This window comes from Variovorax sp. VRV01, assembly GCF_014852545.1.
Lineage (GTDB): Bacteria > Pseudomonadota > Gammaproteobacteria > Burkholderiales > Burkholderiaceae_C > Variovorax > Variovorax beijingensis_A.
In genome coordinates this window covers 307,260-329,129 of sequence record NZ_JACVBS010000005.1, presented here as the reverse complement: position 1 = coordinate 329,129, position 21,870 = coordinate 307,260, and the positions used below count along the sequence as shown (strand labels likewise).

13 protein-coding genes are annotated in these 21,870 nt (G+C 71.2%); 5 read left to right on the top strand and 8 right to left on the bottom strand.

The window, feature by feature from the left end; all coding sequences use genetic code 11:
- Positions 1 to 30: 30 nt before the first annotated feature.
- The 4 genes from IB278_RS11840 (at position 31) to IB278_RS11825 (ending at position 5,963) form a co-directional block, all read left to right on the top strand.
- Positions 31 to 1,920, top strand: a complete 1,890-nt coding sequence (locus IB278_RS11840; protein ID WP_192323517.1) for a hybrid sensor histidine kinase/response regulator — start codon at positions 31 to 33, stop codon at positions 1,918 to 1,920.
- A 223-nt stretch (positions 1,921 to 2,143) separates the two neighbouring features.
- Entirely contained in the window at positions 2,144 to 3,139 is a 996-nt protein-coding gene (locus tag IB278_RS11835) for an ABC transporter substrate binding protein (RefSeq protein WP_261380268.1), read from the top strand.
- Positions 3,136 to 5,133, top strand: a complete 1,998-nt coding sequence (locus tag IB278_RS11830; RefSeq protein ID WP_192323516.1) for a hybrid sensor histidine kinase/response regulator — start codon at positions 3,136 to 3,138, stop codon at positions 5,131 to 5,133. The genes IB278_RS11835 and IB278_RS11830 overlap by 4 nt, the downstream gene beginning before the upstream one ends.
- A gap of 35 nt (positions 5,134 to 5,168) precedes the next feature.
- Entirely contained in the window at positions 5,169 to 5,963 is a 795-nt protein-coding gene (locus IB278_RS11825) for a hypothetical protein (RefSeq protein WP_145742475.1), read from the top strand.
- Positions 5,964 to 5,981: 18 nt separating this feature from the next.
- On the opposite strand, the gene IB278_RS11820 is transcribed toward IB278_RS11825, so the two are convergent.
- The 7 genes from IB278_RS11820 to IB278_RS11790 all read right to left on the bottom strand — a co-directional run bounded on the left by IB278_RS11820 (position 5,982) and on the right by IB278_RS11790 (position 19,803).
- Positions 5,982 to 6,761, bottom strand: a complete 780-nt coding sequence (locus IB278_RS11820) for a glycosyltransferase family A protein (protein WP_145742477.1) — start codon at positions 6,759 to 6,761, stop codon at positions 5,982 to 5,984.
- A gap of 1 nt (position 6,762) precedes the next feature.
- Positions 6,763 to 7,860 carry a radical SAM protein gene (locus tag IB278_RS11815; RefSeq protein ID WP_192323515.1) on the bottom strand — a complete coding sequence of 366 codons (1,098 nt, stop codon included), beginning with the start codon at positions 7,858 to 7,860 and terminating at the stop codon, positions 6,763 to 6,765.
- A gap of 14 nt (positions 7,861 to 7,874) precedes the next feature.
- The gene (locus IB278_RS11810) at positions 7,875 to 13,412 is read right to left on the bottom strand and encodes a filamentous hemagglutinin N-terminal domain-containing protein (RefSeq protein ID WP_192323514.1); all 5,538 of its coding nucleotides are present in this window, start codon (positions 13,410 to 13,412) and stop codon (positions 7,875 to 7,877) included.
- A gap of 7 nt (positions 13,413 to 13,419) precedes the next feature.
- Positions 13,420 to 15,132, bottom strand: a complete 1,713-nt coding sequence (locus IB278_RS11805; RefSeq protein WP_145742991.1) for a ShlB/FhaC/HecB family hemolysin secretion/activation protein — start codon at positions 15,130 to 15,132, stop codon at positions 13,420 to 13,422.
- Between the two features lie 19 nt (positions 15,133 to 15,151).
- Positions 15,152 to 17,302 (bottom strand): CHAT domain-containing protein, encoded by a 2,151-nt coding sequence (locus tag IB278_RS11800; RefSeq protein WP_145742482.1) that lies wholly within the window; start codon positions 17,300 to 17,302, stop codon positions 15,152 to 15,154.
- A gap of 150 nt (positions 17,303 to 17,452) precedes the next feature.
- Positions 17,453 to 19,639, bottom strand: a complete 2,187-nt coding sequence (locus tag IB278_RS11795; RefSeq protein WP_192323513.1) for a catalase — start codon at positions 19,637 to 19,639, stop codon at positions 17,453 to 17,455.
- Entirely contained in the window at positions 19,636 to 19,803 is a 168-nt protein-coding gene (locus IB278_RS11790) for a hypothetical protein (protein WP_021005272.1), read from the bottom strand. The genes IB278_RS11795 and IB278_RS11790 overlap by 4 nt, the downstream gene beginning before the upstream one ends.
- A gap of 334 nt (positions 19,804 to 20,137) precedes the next feature.
- Between IB278_RS11790 and IB278_RS11785 the strand changes: the two genes are divergently transcribed.
- Positions 20,138 to 20,956, top strand: coding sequence for a transglutaminase-like domain-containing protein (locus IB278_RS11785; RefSeq protein ID WP_192323512.1), 819 nt, complete (start codon positions 20,138 to 20,140; stop codon positions 20,954 to 20,956).
- A 14-nt stretch (positions 20,957 to 20,970) separates the two neighbouring features.
- On the opposite strand, the gene ligD is transcribed toward IB278_RS11785, so the two are convergent.
- Positions 20,971 to 21,867, bottom strand: a complete 897-nt coding sequence (gene ligD / locus IB278_RS11780; protein WP_374710123.1) for a non-homologous end-joining DNA ligase — start codon at positions 21,865 to 21,867, stop codon at positions 20,971 to 20,973.
- Between the last annotated feature and the right edge of the window lie 3 nt (positions 21,868 to 21,870).

Genomic DNA, 21,870 nt, shown 5'->3' with positions numbered 1-21,870 from the left:
AAGCTCGACCTTCATGCGCCCAATTCCCCCATGAACTGGAACTTCCACGTCCTCCGGGGGCTTGCGCGCCTCACCTTCGCCCAGCAGCTGATCCTGCTCGCCCTGGTGCCGGCCACCGCGGCCACGCTGGCGGCCATTGCCGTGCTGACGCGCCAGCACCTGGGCAACCTGACCGAGCTGATGCGCGCCAACGCGCAGACGGTGGCCATGCAGGTGGCCACCGCGGCGCAGACGCCGCTGCTGCGCATGGACCGCCGCATGCTGCAGCGCACCGCCCAGTCGGGCACCTACCAGCCGCACGTGCAGCAGGTGCAGATCTGGTCGGAGGACGGCGAGATCGTCGCCAATTCCGAGACCGTCGACCGCGCGCGCGGCGAGGGCCTGCAGGTGGTGGTGCCGATCGTCAGCGACGAGGGCCGCCAGAGCGGCAAGGTGATGGTGGAGATGAGCCTGGACGCCGTGCAGGACGCGCGCCGCTCGGTCTGGCTCAACGTGGTGCTGGTGCTGGCGATCAGCCTGGTGGGCGTGGGGCTCGCCGGCTGGTGGGCGGCGCGGCGCATCAGCGAGCCGATCCGCGCGCTCGGCAAGGCCGTGGACCGGCTGGGCGCAGGCGAGGACGCGAGCGTGGCCATCGAAGGCACCTCCGAGATCCGGCACCTGCAGCACGGCTTCAACCAGGCGGCGCGCGCCCTGGCCGAGAGCCATCGCCTGCTGCAAAGCCGCATCAGCGAGGCCACCGCCGAGCTCGCGCGCAAGAACCAGCAGCTCGAAGTGGCAAGCCAGGCCAAGACGCGCCTCCTGGCCGCGGCCAGCCACGACCTGCGCCAGCCGCTGCATGCGCTCACGCTCTTTTCGGACGGGCTGGCCAACGGCGAGACCGATCCGGCGCGCCTGCAGCGCATCGGCCACATCCGCGAGTGTGTCGACTCGCTCGACCGGTTGTTCTCCGAGCTGCTCAATCTCTCGCAACTCGACGCCGGCGTGCTGCAGCCGCAGTGGGCCGACTTTCCGCTGGACCGGCTGTTCGACGAGATCAGCCGCAACTTCCGGCCGGTGGCCGAGCAGCAGGGGCTGCGCCTGGTGGCGCGCAAGACCGAACTCTGGGTGCGCTGCGACTACGTGATGCTCTCGCGCATCCTCAACAACCTGGTGTCGAACTCATTGCGCCACACCCTCGAGGGCGGCGTGCTGATCGGTGCGCGGCGGCGCGGCAAGGGGGTTCGCATCGACGTGGTCGACACCGGTGTGGGCATCGCGCCGCAGCACCAGGCGCGCGTGTTCGAGGAGTTCTACCAGGTGGAGACCGCGGGCCGCCAGGCACCGCGCGGCGCACGCGGCATGGGCCTCGGGCTGGCCACGGTGCAGCGCCTGGCGGAGCTGCTCAACACGCGCGTCGACCTCACGTCCAGGCCGCACAAGGGCACCTGCGTGCGCGTGCTCGTGCGCTCGGCGCCGGCCGCGCTGCCGCAGCCGGCCGCCGCGCCCGCCCCCGGCGCCGCCGAAGAAGAAGCGAGCCTGGAGAACCTGCGCATCCTGGTGATCGACGACGAGCGCACCATCCTCGAGGGCCTGACGGTGGTGCTCGCCAACTGGGGCGCCGAAGTGCTGGCCGCGCAGACGCGCGCCGAAGCGCTGGCGCTGGCCGACGCCTGGGAGCAGCCGCCGGACGTGGTGGTGAGCGACCTGCTGCTGCAGGGCGGCGACAACGGCCTGGACGTGATCGCCGCGCTCGAGCGCCACCCGCGCGGCATCGGGCCGGGCACGGCACGGCTGCTGGTCACGGGCGAGACCAAGCCGGACCGCCTGCGCGAAGTGGCGAGCGCCGGCATCGCAGTGCTCTACAAGCCGGTGTCGCCGCGCGTGCTGCGCCAGGCGATCCAGACGCAGCGCGCGGCGGTGCTGTCGAACGCCGACGCCTGACGAGGGTAGTGCGTCGGACATAGGCCAAGCGGCTGCCGCGCTGTGATCTTCATCACAGCGGCGCGGGGCTGCGGACACCGACATAAGCCCTCTGCCTTATCGCGCGAAGCAGGCGGCTTCCGTACATTGGGTGCTGCACCTGCTGCAGCCGCAGCCCAAGTTTGTTGCCGTGAACCCTCTCATCTCGCTCCTCCGGAAACGGCGACGCCAAGGCGCCTGCGCCGTGCTGGCCCTGGTGTGCATGGCGCAGCCCGCGGCCAGTGCCGCGGCGGCCGAGCTCACGGTGCTGGTGGGCGACGAGCTCCCGGCGCATGCCGAGTTCGTGCAGCACCTGCGCGCGAGCCAGGAGCCCGGCAGCCGCTTCGAACTGGTGCGGCTGGCCCCGGGCGGCGCCGAAGCCGCGCAGCCGGTGGAAACGGCCCGCGCCGAACCCGAGTCCGAACGCGGCGCCAATGCCGGCGTGCGCACGCGCAGCCTGCGCACCGCGCCCGCGAACGCCGCGCTCACCCTCGCGGTGGGCGCGCCCGCTGCACGCGCCGCGCTGGAGCGCCCGGGCCAGCAGCCGCTGGTGCTCGCGATGCTGAGCCGGCTCGACTACGAGAGCCTTCGCGCCAGCAGCCCGGCGCTCAAGCGCGGCGACCGGCGTGTGGGCGTGCTGCTGCGAGATCCGGCCATGGCGGACCAGCTCGCGCTGATCGGCGCGGTGCTGCCGCAGAAGCACCGCATCGGCGTGGTCGCCACGCTCGAATCCGAACCGCTGGTGCGCGAGCTGCAGCGCGCCGCGCAGAACGGCAATCCGCCCTGGGACATCCAGGTGGAGTACGCACCCGACAACAGGTCGCTGGCCGGCGCGCTGCACTCGGTGCTGCCGCGCAGCGATGCCCTGCTGGTGCTGCCCGACCTGATCGGCGACAACCAGGCCGCCACGCTCTCGGTGCTGCGCGCCGGCGCCGGTGCGGGCCTGCCGGTGTTCGGTGCCAGCGAAGGGCTGGTGCGCTCGGGCGGCCTGGCCGCCGCCGTCTCCACGCCGGCGCAACTGGCCCAGCAGGCGCGCCAGCTCGGGCAGAAGCTTGCGAGCGGCGCCGGCGGCAGCACCAACCCGCTGGTCGAATCGGCTGCGCCCGCGACCGTGCGGGTCAACGTCACCGTGGCGCGCGGACTCGGCCTGCGCCTGCCCGAGGAACGGGAACTGACCGAGCGGCTCACGGTCGTCCGATGAGCGAGACGCTGCCCTCCCCGGGCGGGCGCGCCGATGCATCGGCGCCGCTTCACCCCACCGCGCCGACGCCCACGCTGCTGGTGCGCGGCAACCTGCAGCGCGACCTGTTCCGGCTCGGCGTGGTGCCGTGCGCCGCGGTGGCGCTCGCGCTCACGGGCTGGTTCACCCACAGCCGGCTGCAGACGCTCGAGGCCGCCTTCGACGCCGAGGGCCAGGCGGTGGCGCGCCAGGTGGCGGCCATGTCCGACCTGAGCCTTTATGCCGGCGACCTGCCCGCGCTGCAGAACGTGGCCAATGCCGCGCTGCGCGGCGGCCAGGTGATGCGCGTGGAAATCAGCAACAGCGCCGGCGTCTACGTGACGGCCGGTCCCAAGGCCTCGTCGCTCGCGCAGCTGCGCATGTTCACCTCGCCGGTCACGCTGCGCGAAGCCTCGCGTGCCAGCGCCTTCGCGCCGGCCGGCTCCACCGCCGCCGGCGACACGCCCATCGGCCTGGTGCAGACCTTCCGCGACACCACGGCCTATGCGCGCGAACGCAGCCGCTCGCTGATCGCGAGCATCGGCATTGCGCTGGTGGCGCTGCTCGCAGCCTGGGCCTCGGTGCGCCACATGGCGCGCACGGTGGCACGGCCGCTGCGGCGCATCTCGCGCACCGTGGCCGCGCTCGAGGCCGGGCACTTCGAGGCGCGCTGCGATGTGGCCGAGGGCGACAGCCGCGCGTCCACCGGCAATTCCGGCAGGGGCCGCGCGCACGAGCTCACGGTGCTCGCGCACGACATCGACCGCCTGGCCGAACGCCTGCAGCGCAACCGGCAGATCAGCGAGGAGCGCGTGCGCGAGGCCACCGCGGTGGCGCTGCAGCGCATGGCCGAGGCCGAGCAGGCGGCGCTCTCGCGCGCCCGCTTCCTGGCCGCGGCCAGCCACGACCTGCGCCAGCCGCTGCATGCCATGGGCCTGTTCATCGACGGCCTGCTGCCGGGCGCCAGCCCCGCGCAGCGCCCCGCCATGCTGCGGCTGCAGGAGAGCACCGAGTTCATGGGCGTGCTGCTCGACGACCTGCTGGAGATCTCGCGGCTCGATGCCCAGGTGCTGACGCCGGCGATCACCAAGGTGCCGCTCGCGGCGCTGTTCGACCAGCTCGATGCGCAGCATGCCGCCACCGCGGTCGAAACGCATGTGCGCCTGCGCTGGAGCGACCGCGGCCTGGCGGTGCGCAGCGACGCCGCGCTGCTGCAGCGCATCGTCGGCAACCTGGTGGCCAATGCGCTGCGCCATGCGCCGGCCGGCGGCACCGTGCTGGTGGCCGCGCGCCGCGCCCGCGGAAAGAACGGCGACAGCGTGCGCATCGAGGTGCGCGACAACGGCATCGGCATCGCGCCCATCCACCAGGGCCGCATCTTCGAGGAGTTCTACCAGGTGGCCAACACCGAGCGCGACCGGCGCCGCGGCTTCGGCCTGGGCCTGGCGATCTGCGCGCGCATCGCGGCGCTGCTGGGCACCCGCATCACGCTGCGCTCGGCGCTGCAGGCAGGCAGCACCTTCGCACTCAGCTTGCCCGCGGCCCATGCGGCCGACGCCACCGCGCCCGAGCCCGTGCCGCTCGCGCTGACGCCGCTGGCCGGCCTGCACTGCATGGTGGTGGACGACGACCCCGCCATCCTCGACGGCAGCCGCGCGCTGCTGGAGCAGTGGGGCTGCCAGGTCGAATGCGTGGCCACGGGCGCCGAGGCCATCGCGCGGCTGGGCACGGGCGATGTGCATTTCGACGCGGTGCTGTGCGACCTCCAGCTGGCCGGCGACGGCGACGGCATGGACGTGATCGACGCCGCCAGGCGCCTGCAGCCCGATGCGCTCGCGGTGCTGGTCTCGGGCGCCACCGGGCCCGAGGTGCTGCAGCGGCTGCGCCATGGCGGCGTGATGCTGCTGACCAAGCCGGTCGCGCCGGCCAAGCTGCGCGCGCTGCTCACCACGCGGCGCCATGCGCACGCGGCCTGAATGGCACGCCCTCCTCCATCACCTTCGACGACGCCATGCTCGACACCGCCGCCCTCAAGGACATCCGCCCCTTCGTCGCCACGCCCAGCTACAGCGGCGCCATGACCAGCCTCTACGTGCGCAGCCTGCTGGGCCTGGTCAATGCGGCGTGGACGCATGGTTTCGCGATGCAGACGCGCTTCCTCGACGGCGACAGCCTGCTCACGCGCGCGCGCAACCGGCTGGTGGCCGAGTTCATGGCCGATGCGCAGTGGACGCACCTGTTCTGGATCGACGCCGACGTCGGCTTCGCGCCCGATGCGGCGCTGCGCCTGCTGCTGTCCGGCCGCGAGGTGGTGGCCGGCGTCTACCCGCACAAGCACGATGGCTGGCCGGCCCAGGGCCTGGCGCGGCCGCTGCCGGCGGGCGCCACGCAGGCCGACTTCGACGCACTGCATGCGCGCTATCCGCTGAACCTGCGCCACACGCCGACGCAGGCCGACGCCGACGGCTTCGTCGAGGTGCTGGACGCACCCACCGGCTTCATGCTGATCGCCCGCGGCGTGTTCGAACGCATGGCCGCGGCCATGCCCGAGCTGCGCTACACCCCCGAGGCCGGCGACCACGCCAATGCGCACCTGCCGCACTGGCGCTTCTTCGACACCCAGTTCGAGCCCGCCACCGGCCGCTACCTGAGCGAGGACTTCGCCTTCTGCCGGCGCTGGCAGCAGCTGGGCGGCCAGGTGTTCGTCGACCTGCAGTCGCGCCTGTCGCACCAGGGCCTGAAGACCTGGCACGGCGACCTGCCGCGCGCGCTGGGCGCACTGGGCGACCACGGCCTCCCGGGATGAGCCGGCGCGCCGGGTCCGTCATGCCCGCCGGGCCGGCGGATCGAAGGTCCACCGCACCCGCAGCAGGCCCCAGAGTTCCTCCGGTGTCAGGCCAACTCCGGCCGAGCGCAGCAGCTCGTCGTGCAGCCCCTCGGGCGGCGGCAGGCCGGCCTGCAGATAGGTGGCCCGCCAGTGCGATTCGTACAGCACGGTGCTCTGCCGGGTCCAGCGCACCCGCAGCCCGTGGTGCTGCATGAGCCAGCACATCGCCCGGTCGCACACGGGGGTCAGCGAACGCGGCAGCTGCGACCAGGCGCCCCAGAGAAACCCGGCCGAGCGGGCCAGGCTGATGCAGTTGGTGTCCACGAAATCCGAGCCCGGCGCCTCGTCCGGCGGAACGATGCGCAGGTGCTCGTGGCCCGGCAGGAACATGTACCGGGAAGAGAACACCGCATCGACCGGCCGGCCCCGCTCCCGGGCCTCGGCGTAGGCCTGCACCACCGAGGCAACGTGGCCGGGCAGGAACAGGTTGTCCGCGTCCAGGAAGCACACCATGTCGGCGCCGTCGGCCAGCGCGCACAGCGCGCCGATGCCGCGCGGCGTGCAGCCGAAGTTGGCGTTGCCGTGCGGCAGCGGGATGTGCCTCACCTGCGGCCATTCGGCCAGCAGCCCGGGCTGCGGAAGACCGTCCGCCACCATGTAGTGCACCACCTGCGGATGGCCCTGCGCGCGCACGCTCTGCATGCAGCGGCGCAGCACGGCTGGCGGCTCGCGGTGATAGGGGGTGACCACAGCCACCCTGAGCGGCGCGTCGTTCACCTCAGCTTCCGCGGTCCGCCAGTACGGGGATGGTGCGGGCCGCGGGCCGCGCCGCGGGAAAGAGCGCGGCCGGGCGGCGCGAGGCGCAGGTGCTGGTCTCCCGTCGCACGCTGTGGCTGATGCCGCAGAACTGGTTGCACCCGCGCATCGCCGTGCGGACGAACTCCGCCTCGCGCCAGAACAGGCGCAAGTCGCCGGGCTTGTCCAGCCGCATGCCCGGAAAGCTGCCCGAGAAGCACAGGCGCGCCACGCCATAGTGGTCCACCATGATGTTGCGCTCGTAGGTGTTGCAGATGTGTTCCGGCGTGCGCGTGTGCGAGCCCCAGCCGCGCGCCGCGTCCGGGCAGGCGCGCAGCGTGGAGAAGTACATGTGGACCTGATGCAGCCAGAGCGGGTTCAGCCCCAGGCGGAAGCGCTGGTCGCAGCGGCGGATCACCTCGACCAGCCGGTCCGGATCGACGTCGCGGTGGGCCGCGAAGAACGGATCGACCAGCGCCATCTGGCCGAAGCTGGGCTGCAGGAAGTTCAGCTTCAGCTTGTCGGCGCCCAGCTCGTCCAGCACGAAGGCGTAGAAGTCCTCCAGCTCGAGGTAGTTCTCGTCGAAGATGAGGCCCATCACGTTGATCTTCGTATCGCTGCCCGGCGCGCGCGAGCGCGCCGCCAGCAGCAGGCGCAGCGCATCGGCCGCCTTGCCGAAGGCGCCCTTCACGCCGCGCGTGCGGTCGTGCAGGGCCGGCCGATGGCTGTTGAGCGACACCGAGATGCCATGCGGGCCCTCGCGGATCATGCGCTCGGCCATGGCCTCGTCGCGCACGCGGGTGCCGTTGACGACCGACAGGCAGGTCAGGCCCAGTTCGCGGCAGCTGCGCGAGATGTGGAAGTAGTCTTCCAGGTCGAGCATGCTCTCGCCGCCGCAGATCACCACGCTGCCCCGGGGATTCATCCCGGCGAACTCCGCCAGCAGCTCGCGCCGGCGCGCCGCGCCGAGGTAGCGCGCGCGGTCGGCGTCGTCGAGCTTCCAGAAGTCGCAGTGCTCGCAACGCAGGTTGCAGCGCTTGTTGGTCTGGAGGAACAGGAACAGGGGCGGCGGCAGTTCCACGGCCAGGTCCGCTCTCAGAAATCCGCGCAGCCGTTCTTGCGGTCCGTGGCCACGCAGCTCGTGAGGTTGGGCCGCGAACGCACGCGCGACCATTCGCGCGCCAGCAGGTCGCCGTCCTGCTGCGCACGTTCGCCCTCCAACGGCCCGGTGGCAAAGCAGATCGGCGGCGCGCCGAGGTTGCGGTCGAAGGTGTAGGTGTTGGTGTTGGGCAGCTCGCGCACCAGGTCCGAGCCCGGGAAGTCCGGCCGGCGCAGGTTGGCCGTCACGGTCAGCGTCCCGGGCACCACGTCCACCGCATAGCCGGCCGCCGAGGTGAAGCTGCCGTTGATCGCATAGCGCCCCGCGGGGCTGAAGATGCCGGCCAGGCTCGTGGGCGTGCCCATGAAGCCGGCCGTGCCGTCGCCCAGGATCAGCCCGCCGATGGTGAAGCCGAAGGGCGGGTTGGCCATGCCGAAGGGCCGGCTGGCGTCGCCGATGACCACCGTGGCCCGCGGCTGCTGGGCATAGATGAAATGGTTGTCGCCCGGCGTGATGCTCACGGTGCACAGCCCCAGGTAGGCGCAGTGGAACAGGTTGGGGGTGGCGCCCGAGCCGGCGAGGCCGCCGCGCGACTCGCCCACCCAGGTGTCGGCCCAGATGCGCCAGGGCGCGCCGCCCAGGCTGCCGCCGCCCGCATTCTGGAAGCGCGCCGCGGCCACCAGGTCGGTGCCCGAGGTGCTGGTGACGGCGGTGTCCAGCGTGAGGTCGCCCGAGAGCGTGCGCACGAACACCGTGTCGGCCGCCATCGAGGTGGCCGACACCACCTGCGGCTGGTTGGTGCCGGCGTCGAAGCCGGTGACCGACAGCGCGCCGATGCGCACGCCATCGACGTCCTGGTAGCGGAAGGCGCCGGCGGCGCCGCCGCCCAGCGTGTTCTCGCTCACGTTGTTGGCCGCCTGGTCCAGCAGCACGCTGCCGCGGCTGGAGCGCGCCAGCAGGTGCTGGGCGGTGATCGGTGCTTTCACCGTCTGCGTGATGTCGCCGGCCGAGAGCAGGCCCAGTCGGTCCGCCGTGACGGCGCCGTTCAGCACGATGCCGCCGGCGCCGCCGCCCACGCCTTCGTTCTGCAGCGTGAGTGCGCCGCCGGTCGCCACCGGCCCGGCCACGGTGATGGTGCCTGCGTGCGTGTTGCTGCCCACCACCACGCTGGGCGCATTCAGGCGCGACATCAGCGCATCCGACAGCGTGAACCCGCCCCCCGCCGCACCGCCCACGGTGATGGCGGCGGCCGTGGCGTCGAAGGCATTGAGCGACGCGTCCATGCCGCCCGGCCGCAGGTTGATGGTGCCGGCGGCGCTCACCGGCACGTCGATGGCCAGGGCCGGCGCGCTGCCGTCGTTGCTGGCGCGCAGCACCAGGTTGCCGCTGCTTTGCACCTGCGGCGCCGCGCCCGGAGCGCCGGTGGACAAGAGGCCGGGCTGGATCGACACGCCGGGGGTGCCCTGCAGGGAACTGCCGGTCAGCTCGATGCTGCCGCCGCCGGTGGTGGCCAGGCGCGCGCCGTTTTCCAGCCGCACGCCGCTGTCGGTGCCATCGACCACCGCGCTGGCAAACAGGCCCTGCAGCGCGATGCTGCCGCTGCCCGTGGTGATGCTGCTGCCGCCGGTCACCAGCACGCCGTGCGTCGCGTTGAATGCGCTCGAGCCGCGGTCGAAGTCCTGCACGCCCCGCACCAGCACGTTGCCGCTGGTGGTCGAGATGGCGGTGGGAACCGGGACCCCCACGGCCCGCAGGAACAGCGAATCCAGCTGCACCGCGCTGCCGCTCTGGCCCGTGCCGCCGGTCCCGGTGATGGCCACGTCGCCGGTGGCGCTGTCGATGCGCGCTCCGTTGAGGCTCACGCCGCCGCCGGCGATGCTCACGTCGCCGCCGGCGCCCACATCGGACTGGCCGACGCGCGTGTCGATCCGGGTGCCCTGGAGCAGCACGAAACCCGAGGGCGCGCCGGTCTGCCCATTCAGGATCGACACCGCCCCGCCGTTGGTGATGATCTGGTTGTTGAACCTGCTGGTCACCGAATCGTAGATGCCGCCGACGCCATGCGCATGGATGGACACCGCGCCGCCGCCCGTGTCGATGGTGCCGTCCACGTCGATGTTGATGTCGCTGAATGCGGGGCTGCCGCCGACGAAGCCGGAGTCCAGCGTCACGCTGCCGCCGCGCGTGTGCACGTCGCCACTGAGCGCGACGAACTGGGTGGTGCTCGGCCCGTCCGTCTGCAGGCGCAGCTCGCCGCCGCCGGTATCGATACTGGCGGAATTGAAAACCACTTCGGCATAGCCCGTGCCCGTGGCGTGCGCCAGCACGCGGCCCCCGTTGGTGGAGATGACGGCCTGGTCGGCCCCCGTATTGCCGAAGTAATGGACATAGCCGTCGAGCGCACCGCCCGAGCCGGCATTGAAGATCACGTCCATCGGCCCCGTGGTCGAACGGATGATCGGCGCCAGATACGAGCTGGAAAACACGCGGTCGCCGATCGAATGCGCCGCATTCAGTTCGAACACCAGCGGCGCGCTGCCCGCCGTGCGCTCGATCAGCATGCCGCTGCCGAAGCGGATGTCGCCCGCATCCGTTCCCGCAGTGCCCGTGGTGATGGTCACGCTCGTGCCGGTGTTCAGCGCGCTGTTGATGTCGCCGTCCTGGATGGTCGAGGTGGCCACCGGGTCGAAGGGGTTGGTCGGCAGGCTGCCGCCGCCTGCCGCGCCGTGGACGATGGTGACGTCATAGGGATCGACGATCCACCGCCCCGCCAGGCCGGCCGGCGCCGAGGCGTCGACGCGGATGCCGCTCACGTCGAACGAGCCGCCCGAGGTTTCGATCGTGCCGCCGTTGCCGCCGGCGCTGCCGCCCCGGGCCTGCAGGTCGCTAAAGGCGCGCACCGAACGCTCGCCCACGACGGTGATGCTGCCGCCGTTGCCGCTGCCCAGGGCGTTGGCCAGCAGCGTGAGGTTCGGGCCCACCGAAACCACGCCCGTGTTCTCGTTGCCGGCGCCGGCCGCGGTGCTGCCGCGGATCTCGATGCTGCCGCCGCCGCCCGTACCGCTGGCGTCCGCGAGGCCGCTGGCGTCCGCCGTCGATTGCGCGAGGATGTTGCGCCCCGTCACGCCGATGCTGCCGCCCATGCCGGTGGCGCTGGCGGCATCGAGCAGCGTGCCCTCGAAGGCGCCGGCTGTCAGGCTCACATCGCCCGTGCCGGCCGCGACCCGGATGCTGCCGCCCGCGGCATGCAGCCCGTCGGTCTGCTGGGACGACGAAAGCCGCACACCAAAGGGGGTGACCGTCGCGTCCAGCGGCGCGAAGCCCAGCGCCGCGCCGTTGCCGTCATAGCCGAAGCCCGCGCTGCCGGCCGTGCCGGTGATCGCGATGCTGCGGCCTGCGCCGGCCTCGACCCGCGTGTCATCGATCATCACGCCATTCGAAGCGCCCACGGTGTAGCTGGAACCGAATTCGACAGCTTGCGTGCGCAGGCCGGCGGCCATGCCCGACAGGTCGCCGCCCTGGCCCGTGATGCGCACATCGCCGCCGGTGGCCAGCTTCGCGCCGGTGATCCGTACGCCGGCGCCGTCCGGGGGCTCGCCGACCGGGCCGCCGCCGGTCCAGTCGCGCACCGTCCCGGTCAGGGCGATGTCGCCGCTCGCCGAAGACAGTGCGACCGAATAGTCGTCGCCGTTCAGCCGCACGCCCGAGCCTCCCGCGGCGCCGCGGCCGGCCAGGGTGATGCCGCCGGCCTGCGTGCGGAGCGTGCTGTCGCCGTCGATGCGCACACCATCGGTGGCGCTCAGGAAGCCGCTGCCCACCTCGGCGGTGCCGCCTTCGCCGCGCAGCGAAATGCGCCCCGCCCCGAGCGTGCTCAAGGTGCTGCCGCCCAGCCAGACGCCGCTGCGAATATCGCCGGCGCCATCGGCGTCCGGGCCCTTGACCTGCCCGCCGATCGCTCGCCCGTTGTCGCTGTCACCCTGCCCGAAGAAGCGGATGTTCCCACCGTTGGCATCGATGCGCGCGCGGTCCAGCCGGATGGCCGCCGCAATGCCGTTGGCCTGGCCGGCCTCGGCGGCGGCCAGGCCCTGCGCGTCGGCATTGAACTCGACGTTCAGCGCGCCGCTGGTGGAAGCGATCGTTGCACCTTGGCCCTCGGCCGCCCAGCGCATGTCGATGTTGCCCACCGAATTCACGCGCAGCGTGGCCGTGCCGCCGCCGTCCTTGATCACCTGGGCGCCGGGCTGGAACACGACGGCGTCGTTGATCTGCGCCACCTTGCTGGACGAACGCGTGGTCAGCGTCACGTCGGTGCCCTGGCTCAGCGCCTTGCCGATGACGCTGGCCGCGATGTTGCCGGCGTCGGCATCGGCCACGATCGAGAGATTGCGTCCCGCCTCGGCCGTCCAGCTGCCGTTGCCGCCGCCTGCATTGCCGCCGGCGGCGATCTGCGCGCCCGCCAGCACGCTCAGGTTGCCGGCCGTGGTGCGGATGCTGCCGCCGGCCACGCCGGCCGCAGTGCCGCTCGCATCCAGCGTGCCGCTCACCTCGAGGCCCGCACCGCTGTCGACCTGCGCGCCGATGGCCTCGAGCACGATCTCGCCGCCGCGCTCGACCAGCGAACGCGCGCGCACCGTGCCGCTCTGGTTGACCACCTGCTGCACCAGCCCGGAGGCGCCCACCAGCACCACGCGCCCGCCGTCGGCCGTGATGGTGCCGGTGTTCATCACCAGCGCCTTGGTGGTGGGATCGGTCGCCTGAACGCTGGCCACCGACGTGTTCATGAGCCCGCCTTCGACCGGCACCGTGAACTTCGTCAGCCCGTCGCCCTCGAAGTCCAGCGTCACCCGGGCGCCCGACACGAGGCCCGCCGAGCCGCGCGCCACGTTGATCTCGCCTTCGTTGCGCACCAGCGCGCCGATCAGCCCGAGCGTGCCGCCCTCGCCCACGCTGATGACCGCACCGGGCTGGACCGTCACGCGGGCAATGCTGTTGGCATCGTTGAGGCCGCCGCCGAACAGCAGTTGGCTGCCCTTGCCCACCACGCTGCCCTCCTTGGCGATCTGGCTGTCGCTGATGTCCAGCGTGGACGCCACCAGCCCGCCGACGTTCACCTGGGCGGTGCTGCCGAAGAGAACGCCCGAGGGATTGACCACGAACACGTGCCCGTTGGCCGACAGCGTGCCGTTGATGACCGACTGCTCGATCACTCCGCCGGTGCCCACCACGCGGTTGAGCATCACGCTCGCGGCGCCCATCTGCTGGTTGATGTCCAGCGTCTTGCCGCCGGCCAGCGAAAACGCATTCCAGTTGACGATGGCGTTCATCGTGCTCTGGTTGAGCCTCTGCATGGCCGCCGTGCCATTGGGCGCGACGCTCACATTGCCGAACACCACATTGCCGCTCTGCGGAAAGCCCGTCGGCAGGTTGAGCTGCGCCCAGGCCGGCACCATGCCCATGCAGGCCAGCGACAGCACGAGCGGCCGCACGCGCCAGTGCCGCGGCAGGGCTTTCGCGGAAAGATCATGGTTTCTCATGCTGCCCTCAGAAGGTCTTTTGCGCCTGCACGTACAGCCGCGGGTTGCGCCCGCCGCCGTCGGTGCGCGCCGGGTCGGTGCCGGCGCGCCAGGCCAGCGTGGCGTTGATGGTGAAGTTGCCGGGCCGCGTCCAGCTCAGGCCGATGCCCGCGCCGCGCAAGCTGCGCGAATGGGAGCCGGCATCGAAGATCGTCGGGTTCTTCGTCGGGCGGCCGCGCGCCGCGTCGTAGAACACGAAGGGCGTGAACTCGGCGTCGAACGACCAGCGCCATTCCACGGTGCCGATCACGCCCTGGTCCACCAGCAGTTCGCCCGAGGGGTAGGCGCGCACGGCACGCGCGCCGCCCAGCGAGAGCTTTTCCGAGGCGTCGAGGTTCTTGCTGGCCCACTGCCCGCCCAGCGCCAGGTACAGCGAGTGCCGGGGCAGCACCGCCTGCAGGCGCGAGAGCTGGAAGGTGGCCTTGGTGAAGCCGCCTTCGGTGCGGTGGCCGCCCGGGCCCTGGTCGGTCTGCAGGCTGTCGGCATCGCGGATCGAGAGCCGGCCGTGATAGAGATTGCCGGTGCTCGCCCAGTAGCCGCCGCCCAGCCAGTCGTCGCGGCGCTCCCAGGTCCAGCCCAGGCCGAAGCCGCGCACCCGCTTGCGCGCCGAGAAGTCGACCGCCGTGTACTCGTCGGTGAGCTTCTTGCTGTCGGCCGACAGCCGCAGGAAGAGGTTGTGCTGGCGCTGGCGGATCAGCGGATAGCTCAGCGAGACGTCGAACACGTCGGCCTTGCCCTGGGCGCCCAGCTCCGAAAACTCGCCGCCCAGCTCGTAGTTGACGCGTGCCAGCCCGACGCCGGCGCGCAGGCCGCTGCTGCCGATCGGCGCCTCGTAGGCGACGCGGCCGAACTGCAGCGCATTGCCGTTGGAGACCATGGCGCGCACGTCCAGGTTGTCGCCGATGCCGAAGGGGCTCGCCCAGCGCATCGTGCCGCCGAGGCGGTAGCGGCCGGATTCCTTGGTGCCGTGGTTGTCGGCCTCGGCCGCGAAGGCCCAGCGCGGCGCCGCCGCCACTTCCACCGACAGGTCGGTGGTGCCCGGTTGCGTGCCTTCCTGCAGCGCGGACGAGACCTTGATGCCGGGCTGGTCCGACAGCAGCAGCATCGAGCGCTCGTAGGCCGGCGCGTTCACGGCCTCCCCGGGCTGCAATGGCGCAAGGAATCCGCGCACGCGCGCCTCGCCGACGGGCGCATCGGGTGCAACGATCACCTCGACCTTGCCGAGCCGGCCTTCGATGACGCTGATCTCGACGATGCCGTCGCGCACGGTCTGCACGGGCACCACGGCCTGCGCGAGGAAGTAGCCGCGCTCCTTGTAGCGCGCGGTGATGGCCTGCGCCAGGCTTTCGAGATCGCCGAGCGTGACGTCGCGCCCGATGTAGGGCGCGGTGATGCTCTGCAGTTCCTCGTTGCTCAGTGCCTTGACACCGTTGAGCCGCAGGTCGTTGAGCTTGAACTTGGCGGCGGGAGCTTGCGGCGGCGCGGGCAGGCTTTGCGGTGCCACGGTGCCGGTGGCCTGCGCGAGCGGGCGGTCGCAGCTGCCGCAGGGGTCCTTGGTTGGCAGCAGCGCGTTGGCATCGGGTTCTGCTGCATGTGCGCGCTGGACGGCAACAAGCAGCGTGGCGCTCACCAGGGCGGTGGCGGCAAGGGCGACCGGCGTGGAGCGTTGGATGGCGCGCATCCCGGTTGTTCTTTTCATGTCAGCTCCCCACCGTGAGACGCCAGTTGCCGATCAGGTTGAACGGCGCCCAGAAGAAGGGGTGGGACATCTTGGGATCCTTCAGCACCGCCAGCTGCCCGGCCTGCATCGCCTTCTGGATGTCGCGGCCCTTGGCCAGCTCGCCATAGAGGGTGCTCATGAGCACCGCGGTCGCGTCGTCCGACACCGGCCACAGCGATGCGATCAGGCTCGAGCTGCCGGCCGAGAGAAAGGAGCGCGTGAAGCCCAGCACCTCGTCGCCCTGCGCGATGCGCCCGAGCCCCGACTCGCAGGCCGACAGCGTGACCAGCGCGGTGCCGTCCATCGGCAGGCCGAGGATCTCGTGCGCCTCCAGGAAATTCTGCTTGCCGCCCTCGTTGGCCAGCAGGATGCGCGAGTACAGCGGATCGACCGCATCGGCCTCGGCATGCGCCGCCACGTGCATCAGCGGCGAGCGCGCAGCCACGTCGCGGAACTGCGTCTTGGTGGCCGCGGCGCCCATGTACACCGCGTTGCGCGGGAACAGCTGCGCGAGCTGCTTCACCTCGACCTCGGCGCCGGGCAGGTCGTACTTGTCCTCGATGCGCGGATTGCCGAAGGCGGTGAGCGATGCGCCCACGCGTGGCGAGCGCTGCGCGAGCTGCACCGCGATGCTGATCGAAGGCGCCACCGCCACCGGATGCGTCTCGATCACGTAGCGTCCGTCGAGCCGCAGCGCCTGGAACGGCAGGTAGTGCAGCGGCCCGTGCGGCACCACGATCAGCCGCTGCCCAGGCGCCAGGGCCAGCGGCCCGAGCAGCGCGGCGCCCAGCTTGTCGGCATTGGTGATGGCCGCGCGGCGGCCGCGCACGATGGAGTTGCGGAACACCTCGACCAGCTCGGTGAGCTCCTCGCGGCGCACCGCCACCGTCCTGGCCTCGATGCCGGCCGGGCCGACCACCCACACCAGCAGCCGGTCGGGCAGCGAATGGAACTGCACCACGCGCTCGTCGGGCGCCAGCATGCCCTGCAGCGCGGCCAGGTCCACGGTGGTCGCGGCGCGCTCGTTGATCTTCGCGCGGCCGCGCACCGCATCGAGCAGCGCGCGCGAACGGCTGCGCTCGCTCACCTCGAAGGCCTGCCGCGCATCGCCCGCGTCGCTGTAGATCGCAACGCCGCGCTCGAACACCGACTGCAGGTCCGAGAACAGGCCCATCTTGAATTCTTCGCTGCGGAACCTGGCGCGCACCTGGTCGATGCCGCCCAGCGCGCGCGCCACGGCCTCGGCCGCGGCCTGCTTCTGGCCGAGCGCGAGCTCGCTGCGCGCCACGCCGTCCCAGGCCCAGAGGCGGTAGTACTCGGTGTCGGTGCCGACCTGCCGCGCGGTGAGCGCGCGGTAGAGGTCGCGCGCCTCGGCCGGCTTGTTCTCGGCCAGCAGCAGCCGCGCGCGGGTGCGGTCGAGCTGCGCCGTGAGCGGCGCGTCCCGGGGCGGCGCCATGCCCCCTAGCACCTCGCGCGCCCTGGTGGCGTCGCCCGCTTCGATCAGCGCATTGACGAGCGAGGCCTGCACCAGCGGCGCGTAGCGCGGCGAACTGTTGGCCAGCGCCTCGTCATAGCTGATCACGGCGCCCGCGTAGTCGCCGCGGCGCGTGCGCACATCGCCGATCACCTTCTGCACCGGGCCGACCACCAGCTTGGGGTCGCGCGCCGGATGCTTGAGCGCCTCGCGCGCAAATTCCTCGGCCTTCTCGAGCTGGCCGGAATAGCTGTAGACGATGGCCAGGTCGCGGTTGGCCATGGCCAGCAGGTTCGGATCGCGCGTGGCATTGGCCAGGTGCAGCGCCTTGCTGGCGGCGCGCACGCTCTGGCGGAATTCGCCGGCCTCGGCCAGCGCCACTGCCTGGCTGCAGTACTGGTAGCCCGACAGCTTGACCGCATCCTGCCCGTAGAGCACCGCGCCCTCGCTGGTCAACGCGAGCAAGGTGTCGGTGTCGGCGAGCCGGGCCTGCTCCGCCCGGCCGGCCGCGGCCTCGGCATTCGGCGCCTGCTGTTGCTGCGCCGACGCCAGGGACCCATGGCCCAGCAGAAGAATGGCTGCCAGTCCCAGCGCACCCGCGGCCCCTGCACGACGTGCCGAGCGCTCCCGTTCCGTTCTTCTCGAAAACCACGTCATTGGACCCCCGCGCGCGGCCCGTGTGCCCGCGGTTGCGGGGGTCGACGCCGCGGAAGTGCGCGCCGTTCAGGCCTCGTGGGGAAAGTCTAGGAGCGGCCCCCTGCCGCGCCTATTCGCAAGAAGGCCTAGCGCGAACGGACTAGGGCCTGTTCACGCAGGAATCGCATCGATGTTGGCGCGGTCCCAGTGGCGGTGCTTGGCAATCGCGGCAATGAAGGCCTGCGCGATCTGCGTCGCCTCGCTGGTGTCGCCGAGGTTGGTGACCGGCGTGGCCGCGACGATGACGCCCGCCGGTGCATCGCCCTGCTGCGCGTTGGCACCGATGCCGAGCGTGGAGAGCAGCTGCACGCCGTCGCCCACGGTGCAGATCGCCTTGCAGTGCTTGTACGCCTCGAGCACGAAGTGCACCGCATCGCCCATGCCCGCCAGCGCCGCCACGCCCTGGGCGCCGCCGGGGATCAGCACGGCATCGAACACGACCGATGGCCCGTTGGCAAAGGTCATGTCGACGTCGATCTGCCGCTTCGACGCGCTGGCGATGGTGCCCAGGCGCGCGCCCACCACCTTGCACTTGCCGCCGGCCTGCTCGAGCGCATCGCGGATCGGCTTGAGCGAGGCGGAGTCGATGCCGTCGGCCGCGAGGATCGCGATCTTTCGCGTGCGGATCGAGCCGTCGCCGCTGTCGGCCATGCTGAGCGCGGGCGACTCCTCGATGGGCAGGGTCATGCGGTGCTCGCGGTAGCCCGCGCGGCCCGCGGCCGCCTTGGCGTCCGGCGCGCCGATGCCCAGCGGCTCGGCCACGCGGCGCGCAAGCTTCTCGTCGACGTGCGCCAGGTTGTCGACCATGCGCTGGCGGATGGCCGGCACGTCGACCTTGGAGAGCTCGAAGCGGAAGGCCGCAACGATGTGCTCCTTCTCGGCCGCGCTCTGGCTGTTGAAGAACAGCCGCGCCTGCGTGAAGTGGTCGTCGAAGCTCGGGCTGCGCCGCCGTACCTTGGGCGACTCGAGTTCGTCGGGATGCGGCTGGAAGCCGACGCTGCCGCCGTCGACCCTGAACTCCTTGCCGTCGCCCAGCGAGTTGGGCTCGTAGGCCACCTGGCCGCGCGCGATGGCCTGGCGGTGCATGCCGTCGCGCTGGAAGTTGTGGAACGGGCACACGCTCTTGTTGATGGGCAGCTCGTGGAAATTGGCACCGCCCAGGCGCGAGATCTGCGTGTCGGTATAGGAGAACAGGCGCCCCTGCAGCAGCGGATCGTTGCTGAAGTCGATGCCTGGCACCACGTGCCCCGGATGGAAGGCCACCTGCTCGGTCTCGGCAAAGAAGTTCTCGGGATTGCGGTTGAGCACCAGCCGGCCGATGCGCTGCACCGGCACCATCTCCTCGGGGATCAGCTTGGTGGGGTCGAGCAGGTCGAAGCCGAGCGAATCGGCCTTGTCGGGCGGCACCAGCTGCACGCCGAGCTCCCACTCGGGAAAGTCGCCCTGCTCGATCGCCTCCCACAGGTCGCGGCGGTGGAAGTCCGGGTCCTTGCCCGCGACCTTCTGCGCCTCGTCCCATGCGAGGCCGTGGATGCCGAGCTTGGGCTTCCAGTGGAACTTCACGAAGTGGCTCTCGCCGCGCAGGTTCACGAAGCGGAAGGTGTGCACGCCGAAGCCTTCCATCATGCGCAGGCTGCGCGGAATGGCACGGTCGCTCATCGCCCACATCAGCATGTGGGTGCTCTCGGGCATGAGCGAGACGAAGTCCCAGAAGGTGTCGTGCGCGCTGGCGGCCTGCGGCATCTCGTGGTGCGGCTCGGGCTTCACGGCGTGGATCAGGTCGGGGAACTTCATCGCGTCCTGGATGAAGAACACCGGGATGTTGTTGCCCACGAGGTCGTAGTTGCCCTCGCGGGTGTAGAACTTGACGGCAAAGCCGCGCACGTCGCGCACCGTGTCGGCCGAGCCGCGCGAGCCGGCCACGGTGGAAAAGCGCACGAAAACGGGCGTCTTCGCGTCCGGGTCCTGCAGGAAGTCGGCGCAGGTGAACTGCGACATCGACTTGTAGACCTGGAAATAGCCATGCGCCGCCGAGCCGCGCGCATGCACCGCGCGCTCGGGAATGCGCTCGTGGTCGAAGTGCGTGATCTTCTCGCGCAGGATGAAGTCTTCGAGCAGCGTGGGCCCGCGCACCCCGGCCTTGAGCGAATTGTGGTTGTCCGGGATCTGAAGACCCTGGTTGGTCGTCAGATTGGGCGCATGATCGGTTGCGAATCCATCGAGCTGCTGCTGCTTGGCATTGCTGCCGTCGGTGGCCTTCGAGCGGCGTCCGGCGGCGGCCTTGTTCTGAGGCGTCATCGAGGGTCTTTCATGGGAGGGTCAGCTTCGTTGTCGATAAAAAGGTCCAGCACGTTCACCAGCGCAATTAGGCAGATGAAGCCCGCCACGGCGGCCACCACCCAGAACAGGATTTCATCCCCCCAAGCACCGGTGAGTGAATCGAACAGCGACGACAGATCCATGATTCGCTCCAGCAGATCAGATTGAACACTCGATGCTTGCGCTGCGGCCTCCATGAAGCCACGAAAGCGGGTTCGCGGGGGCAGTTGCGAGCGAATCCAAAGGTTATGTTTTTCTCACACTGTTACCCGTAGTGGCGCCTCGCCCGCGCTTGTGGGAGAGGCGGCGTCTACGCGGTAGGAGCGCACCGACAGCGGCTGGCTGCCGCCTACGCGGGCCGGCGTGTCGGCCCGCATCCGCGCCGCAAGCGCAGCCGTACCATCGAACGCAGGCGGCACGAAGCCTGCTTGGGCATCCGTGGACCGAAGCCATTCACTCAGGGAAGAAAGAAAGAACATGCAGATCAAGATCGGTTACGACATCGAACTCGCCGTCACGGCCCCCACCGCACTGGTCTACATGCTGCATGTCCACCCCTCGCGCGCGGCGGACCTGCAGGACGGCGAGCACGTCACCCTCACGCCGCCGCTGCATACCGACTACTACATGGACGGCTTCGACAACCATTGCGCGCGCGTGCGGATTCCCGCGGGCGTGCAAAGCGTGCGGCTGCGCAACCATGCGGTGGTGTTCGATCCGGGCTGGGCCGACCCGGTGGATTTCAGCGCCGTCGAGCACACGGCAGCGGACCTGCCGGTCTCCACGCTGCCCTTCCTGCTGCCGAGCCGCTACTGCGAGGTCGACAGCGAACTGCTCGCGTTCGCCTGGAGCAACTTTTCCAGCGTGGCACCGGGCTGGCACCGCGTGCAGTCCATCTGCGACTTCGTGCACGAGCACCTGCGCTTCGACTACCAGAGCGCGCGCGCCACGCGCACCGCGCTCGAGGGGTTCCGCGAGCGCACGGGCGTGTGCCGCGACTTCGCCCACCTGGCGATCACGCTGTGCCGCTGCATGAACATTCCCGCGCGCTATGCCACCGGCTACCTGGGCGACATCGGCGTGCCGCCCGTGCCCTCCCCGATGGACTTCAGCGCCTGGTTCGAGGTGTACCTGGGCGAGCGCTGGTACACCTTCGATGCGCGCCACAACGTGCCGCGCATCGGCCGCATCGTGATTGCGCGCGGACGCGACGCGGCCGACGTGCCGATCACCATGGTGTTCGGCGCCAACTCGCTCAAGCGCTTCGAAGTGACGACCGAAGAAGTGCCGCAGTAGGTCCGCGGCTTCGCTCAGGCGGGCAGGAAGCCAAGCATCTCCATGGCAGCGCGAAGGCCGGTGCGGCTGCGCTCCATCGCGTCCCAGGGCGTGTTGCCGGTGGCCAGGCGCGGGCCGATGTTCGCCACCGTCCAGTGGGCGGCGCTGTCCAGGTCGGGCAGCTCCTCCCACGCCAGCGGCACCGACACGCCCATGCCCGGCCGCGCGCGCGCCGACCACGCGCTGACGGTGGTGGCGCCGAAGCCGTTGCGAAGATAGTCCGCGAAGATCCGGCCCACGCGGTTGCGCGGCCCGCTCTTGGCCACGAAGCGCTCGGGCACCGTGCGCGCCAGGTGCTCGACGACGGCGCGCGAGAAACCCCGCACCTCGTCCCAGCCGAACTGGCGCCGCAGCGGCACCACCACGTGCAGCCCCTTGCCGCCGCTGGTCTTGAGGAACGACGGCAGGCCGAGCTCGTCGAGCAGCACGCGCACCAGCAGCGCGGCTTCCTGCATCTGCTGCCAGTCGATGCCTTCGCCGGGGTCGAGGTCGAAGGTCATGCGGTCGGGCTTGCCGATGGCGCGCGAGGTGGCGTTCCAGGTGTGGAGTTCGACGGTGTTGAACTGCGCCGCGCCGACCAGCGCCTCGGCGGTGTCGATCTGCAGCAGCGGGTCGTGGCCCGGGTCGAGCGCAGGATCGAGCAGCCTGATGCCCGCGATGTCGCTGTGCTGCGCATGCTTCTGGAAGAACAGCTCGCCGCCCACGCCGTCGGGGGCGCGCACCAGCGCCACCGGGCGCCCCTCGAGGTGCGGCAGCATCAGCGGCGCAACACGCGCGTAGTAGGCCGCGAGATCGCCCTTGGTGAGGCCGCTGGCGGCGTCGATCACGCGCTCCGCGTGGGTGATGCGCGGCGCCTTCTGCGCCGTGGCCATGCG

What these genes read in the sequence shown, in the direction of transcription:
- IB278_RS11840 (WP_192323517.1), top strand. Translation starts at nt 31, where the DNA reads ATGAACTGGAACTTCCACGTCCTCCGGGGGCTTGCGCGCCTCACCTTC.
- IB278_RS11830 (WP_192323516.1), top strand. Translation starts at nt 3,136, where the DNA reads ATGAGCGAGACGCTGCCCTCCCCGGGCGGGCGCGCCGATGCATCGGCG.
- IB278_RS11825 (WP_145742475.1), top strand. Translation starts at nt 5,169, where the DNA reads ATGCTCGACACCGCCGCCCTCAAGGACATCCGCCCCTTCGTCGCCACG.
- IB278_RS11810 (WP_192323514.1), bottom strand. Translation starts at nt 13,412, where the DNA reads ATGAGAAACCATGATCTTTCCGCGAAAGCCCTGCCGCGGCACTGGCGC.
- IB278_RS11805 (WP_145742991.1), bottom strand. Translation starts at nt 15,132, where the DNA reads ATGCGCGCCATCCAACGCTCCACGCCGGTCGCCCTTGCCGCCACCGCC.
- IB278_RS11800 (WP_145742482.1), bottom strand. Translation starts at nt 17,302, where the DNA reads ATGACGTGGTTTTCGAGAAGAACGGAACGGGAGCGCTCGGCACGTCGT.
- IB278_RS11795 (WP_192323513.1), bottom strand. Translation starts at nt 19,639, where the DNA reads ATGACGCCTCAGAACAAGGCCGCCGCCGGACGCCGCTCGAAGGCCACC.
- IB278_RS11790 (WP_021005272.1), bottom strand. Translation starts at nt 19,803, where the DNA reads ATGGATCTGTCGTCGCTGTTCGATTCACTCACCGGTGCTTGGGGGGAT.
- IB278_RS11785 (WP_192323512.1), top strand. Translation starts at nt 20,138, where the DNA reads ATGCAGATCAAGATCGGTTACGACATCGAACTCGCCGTCACGGCCCCC.
- ligD (WP_374710123.1), bottom strand. Translation starts at nt 21,867, where the DNA reads ATGGCCACGGCGCAGAAGGCGCCGCGCATCACCCACGCGGAGCGCGTG.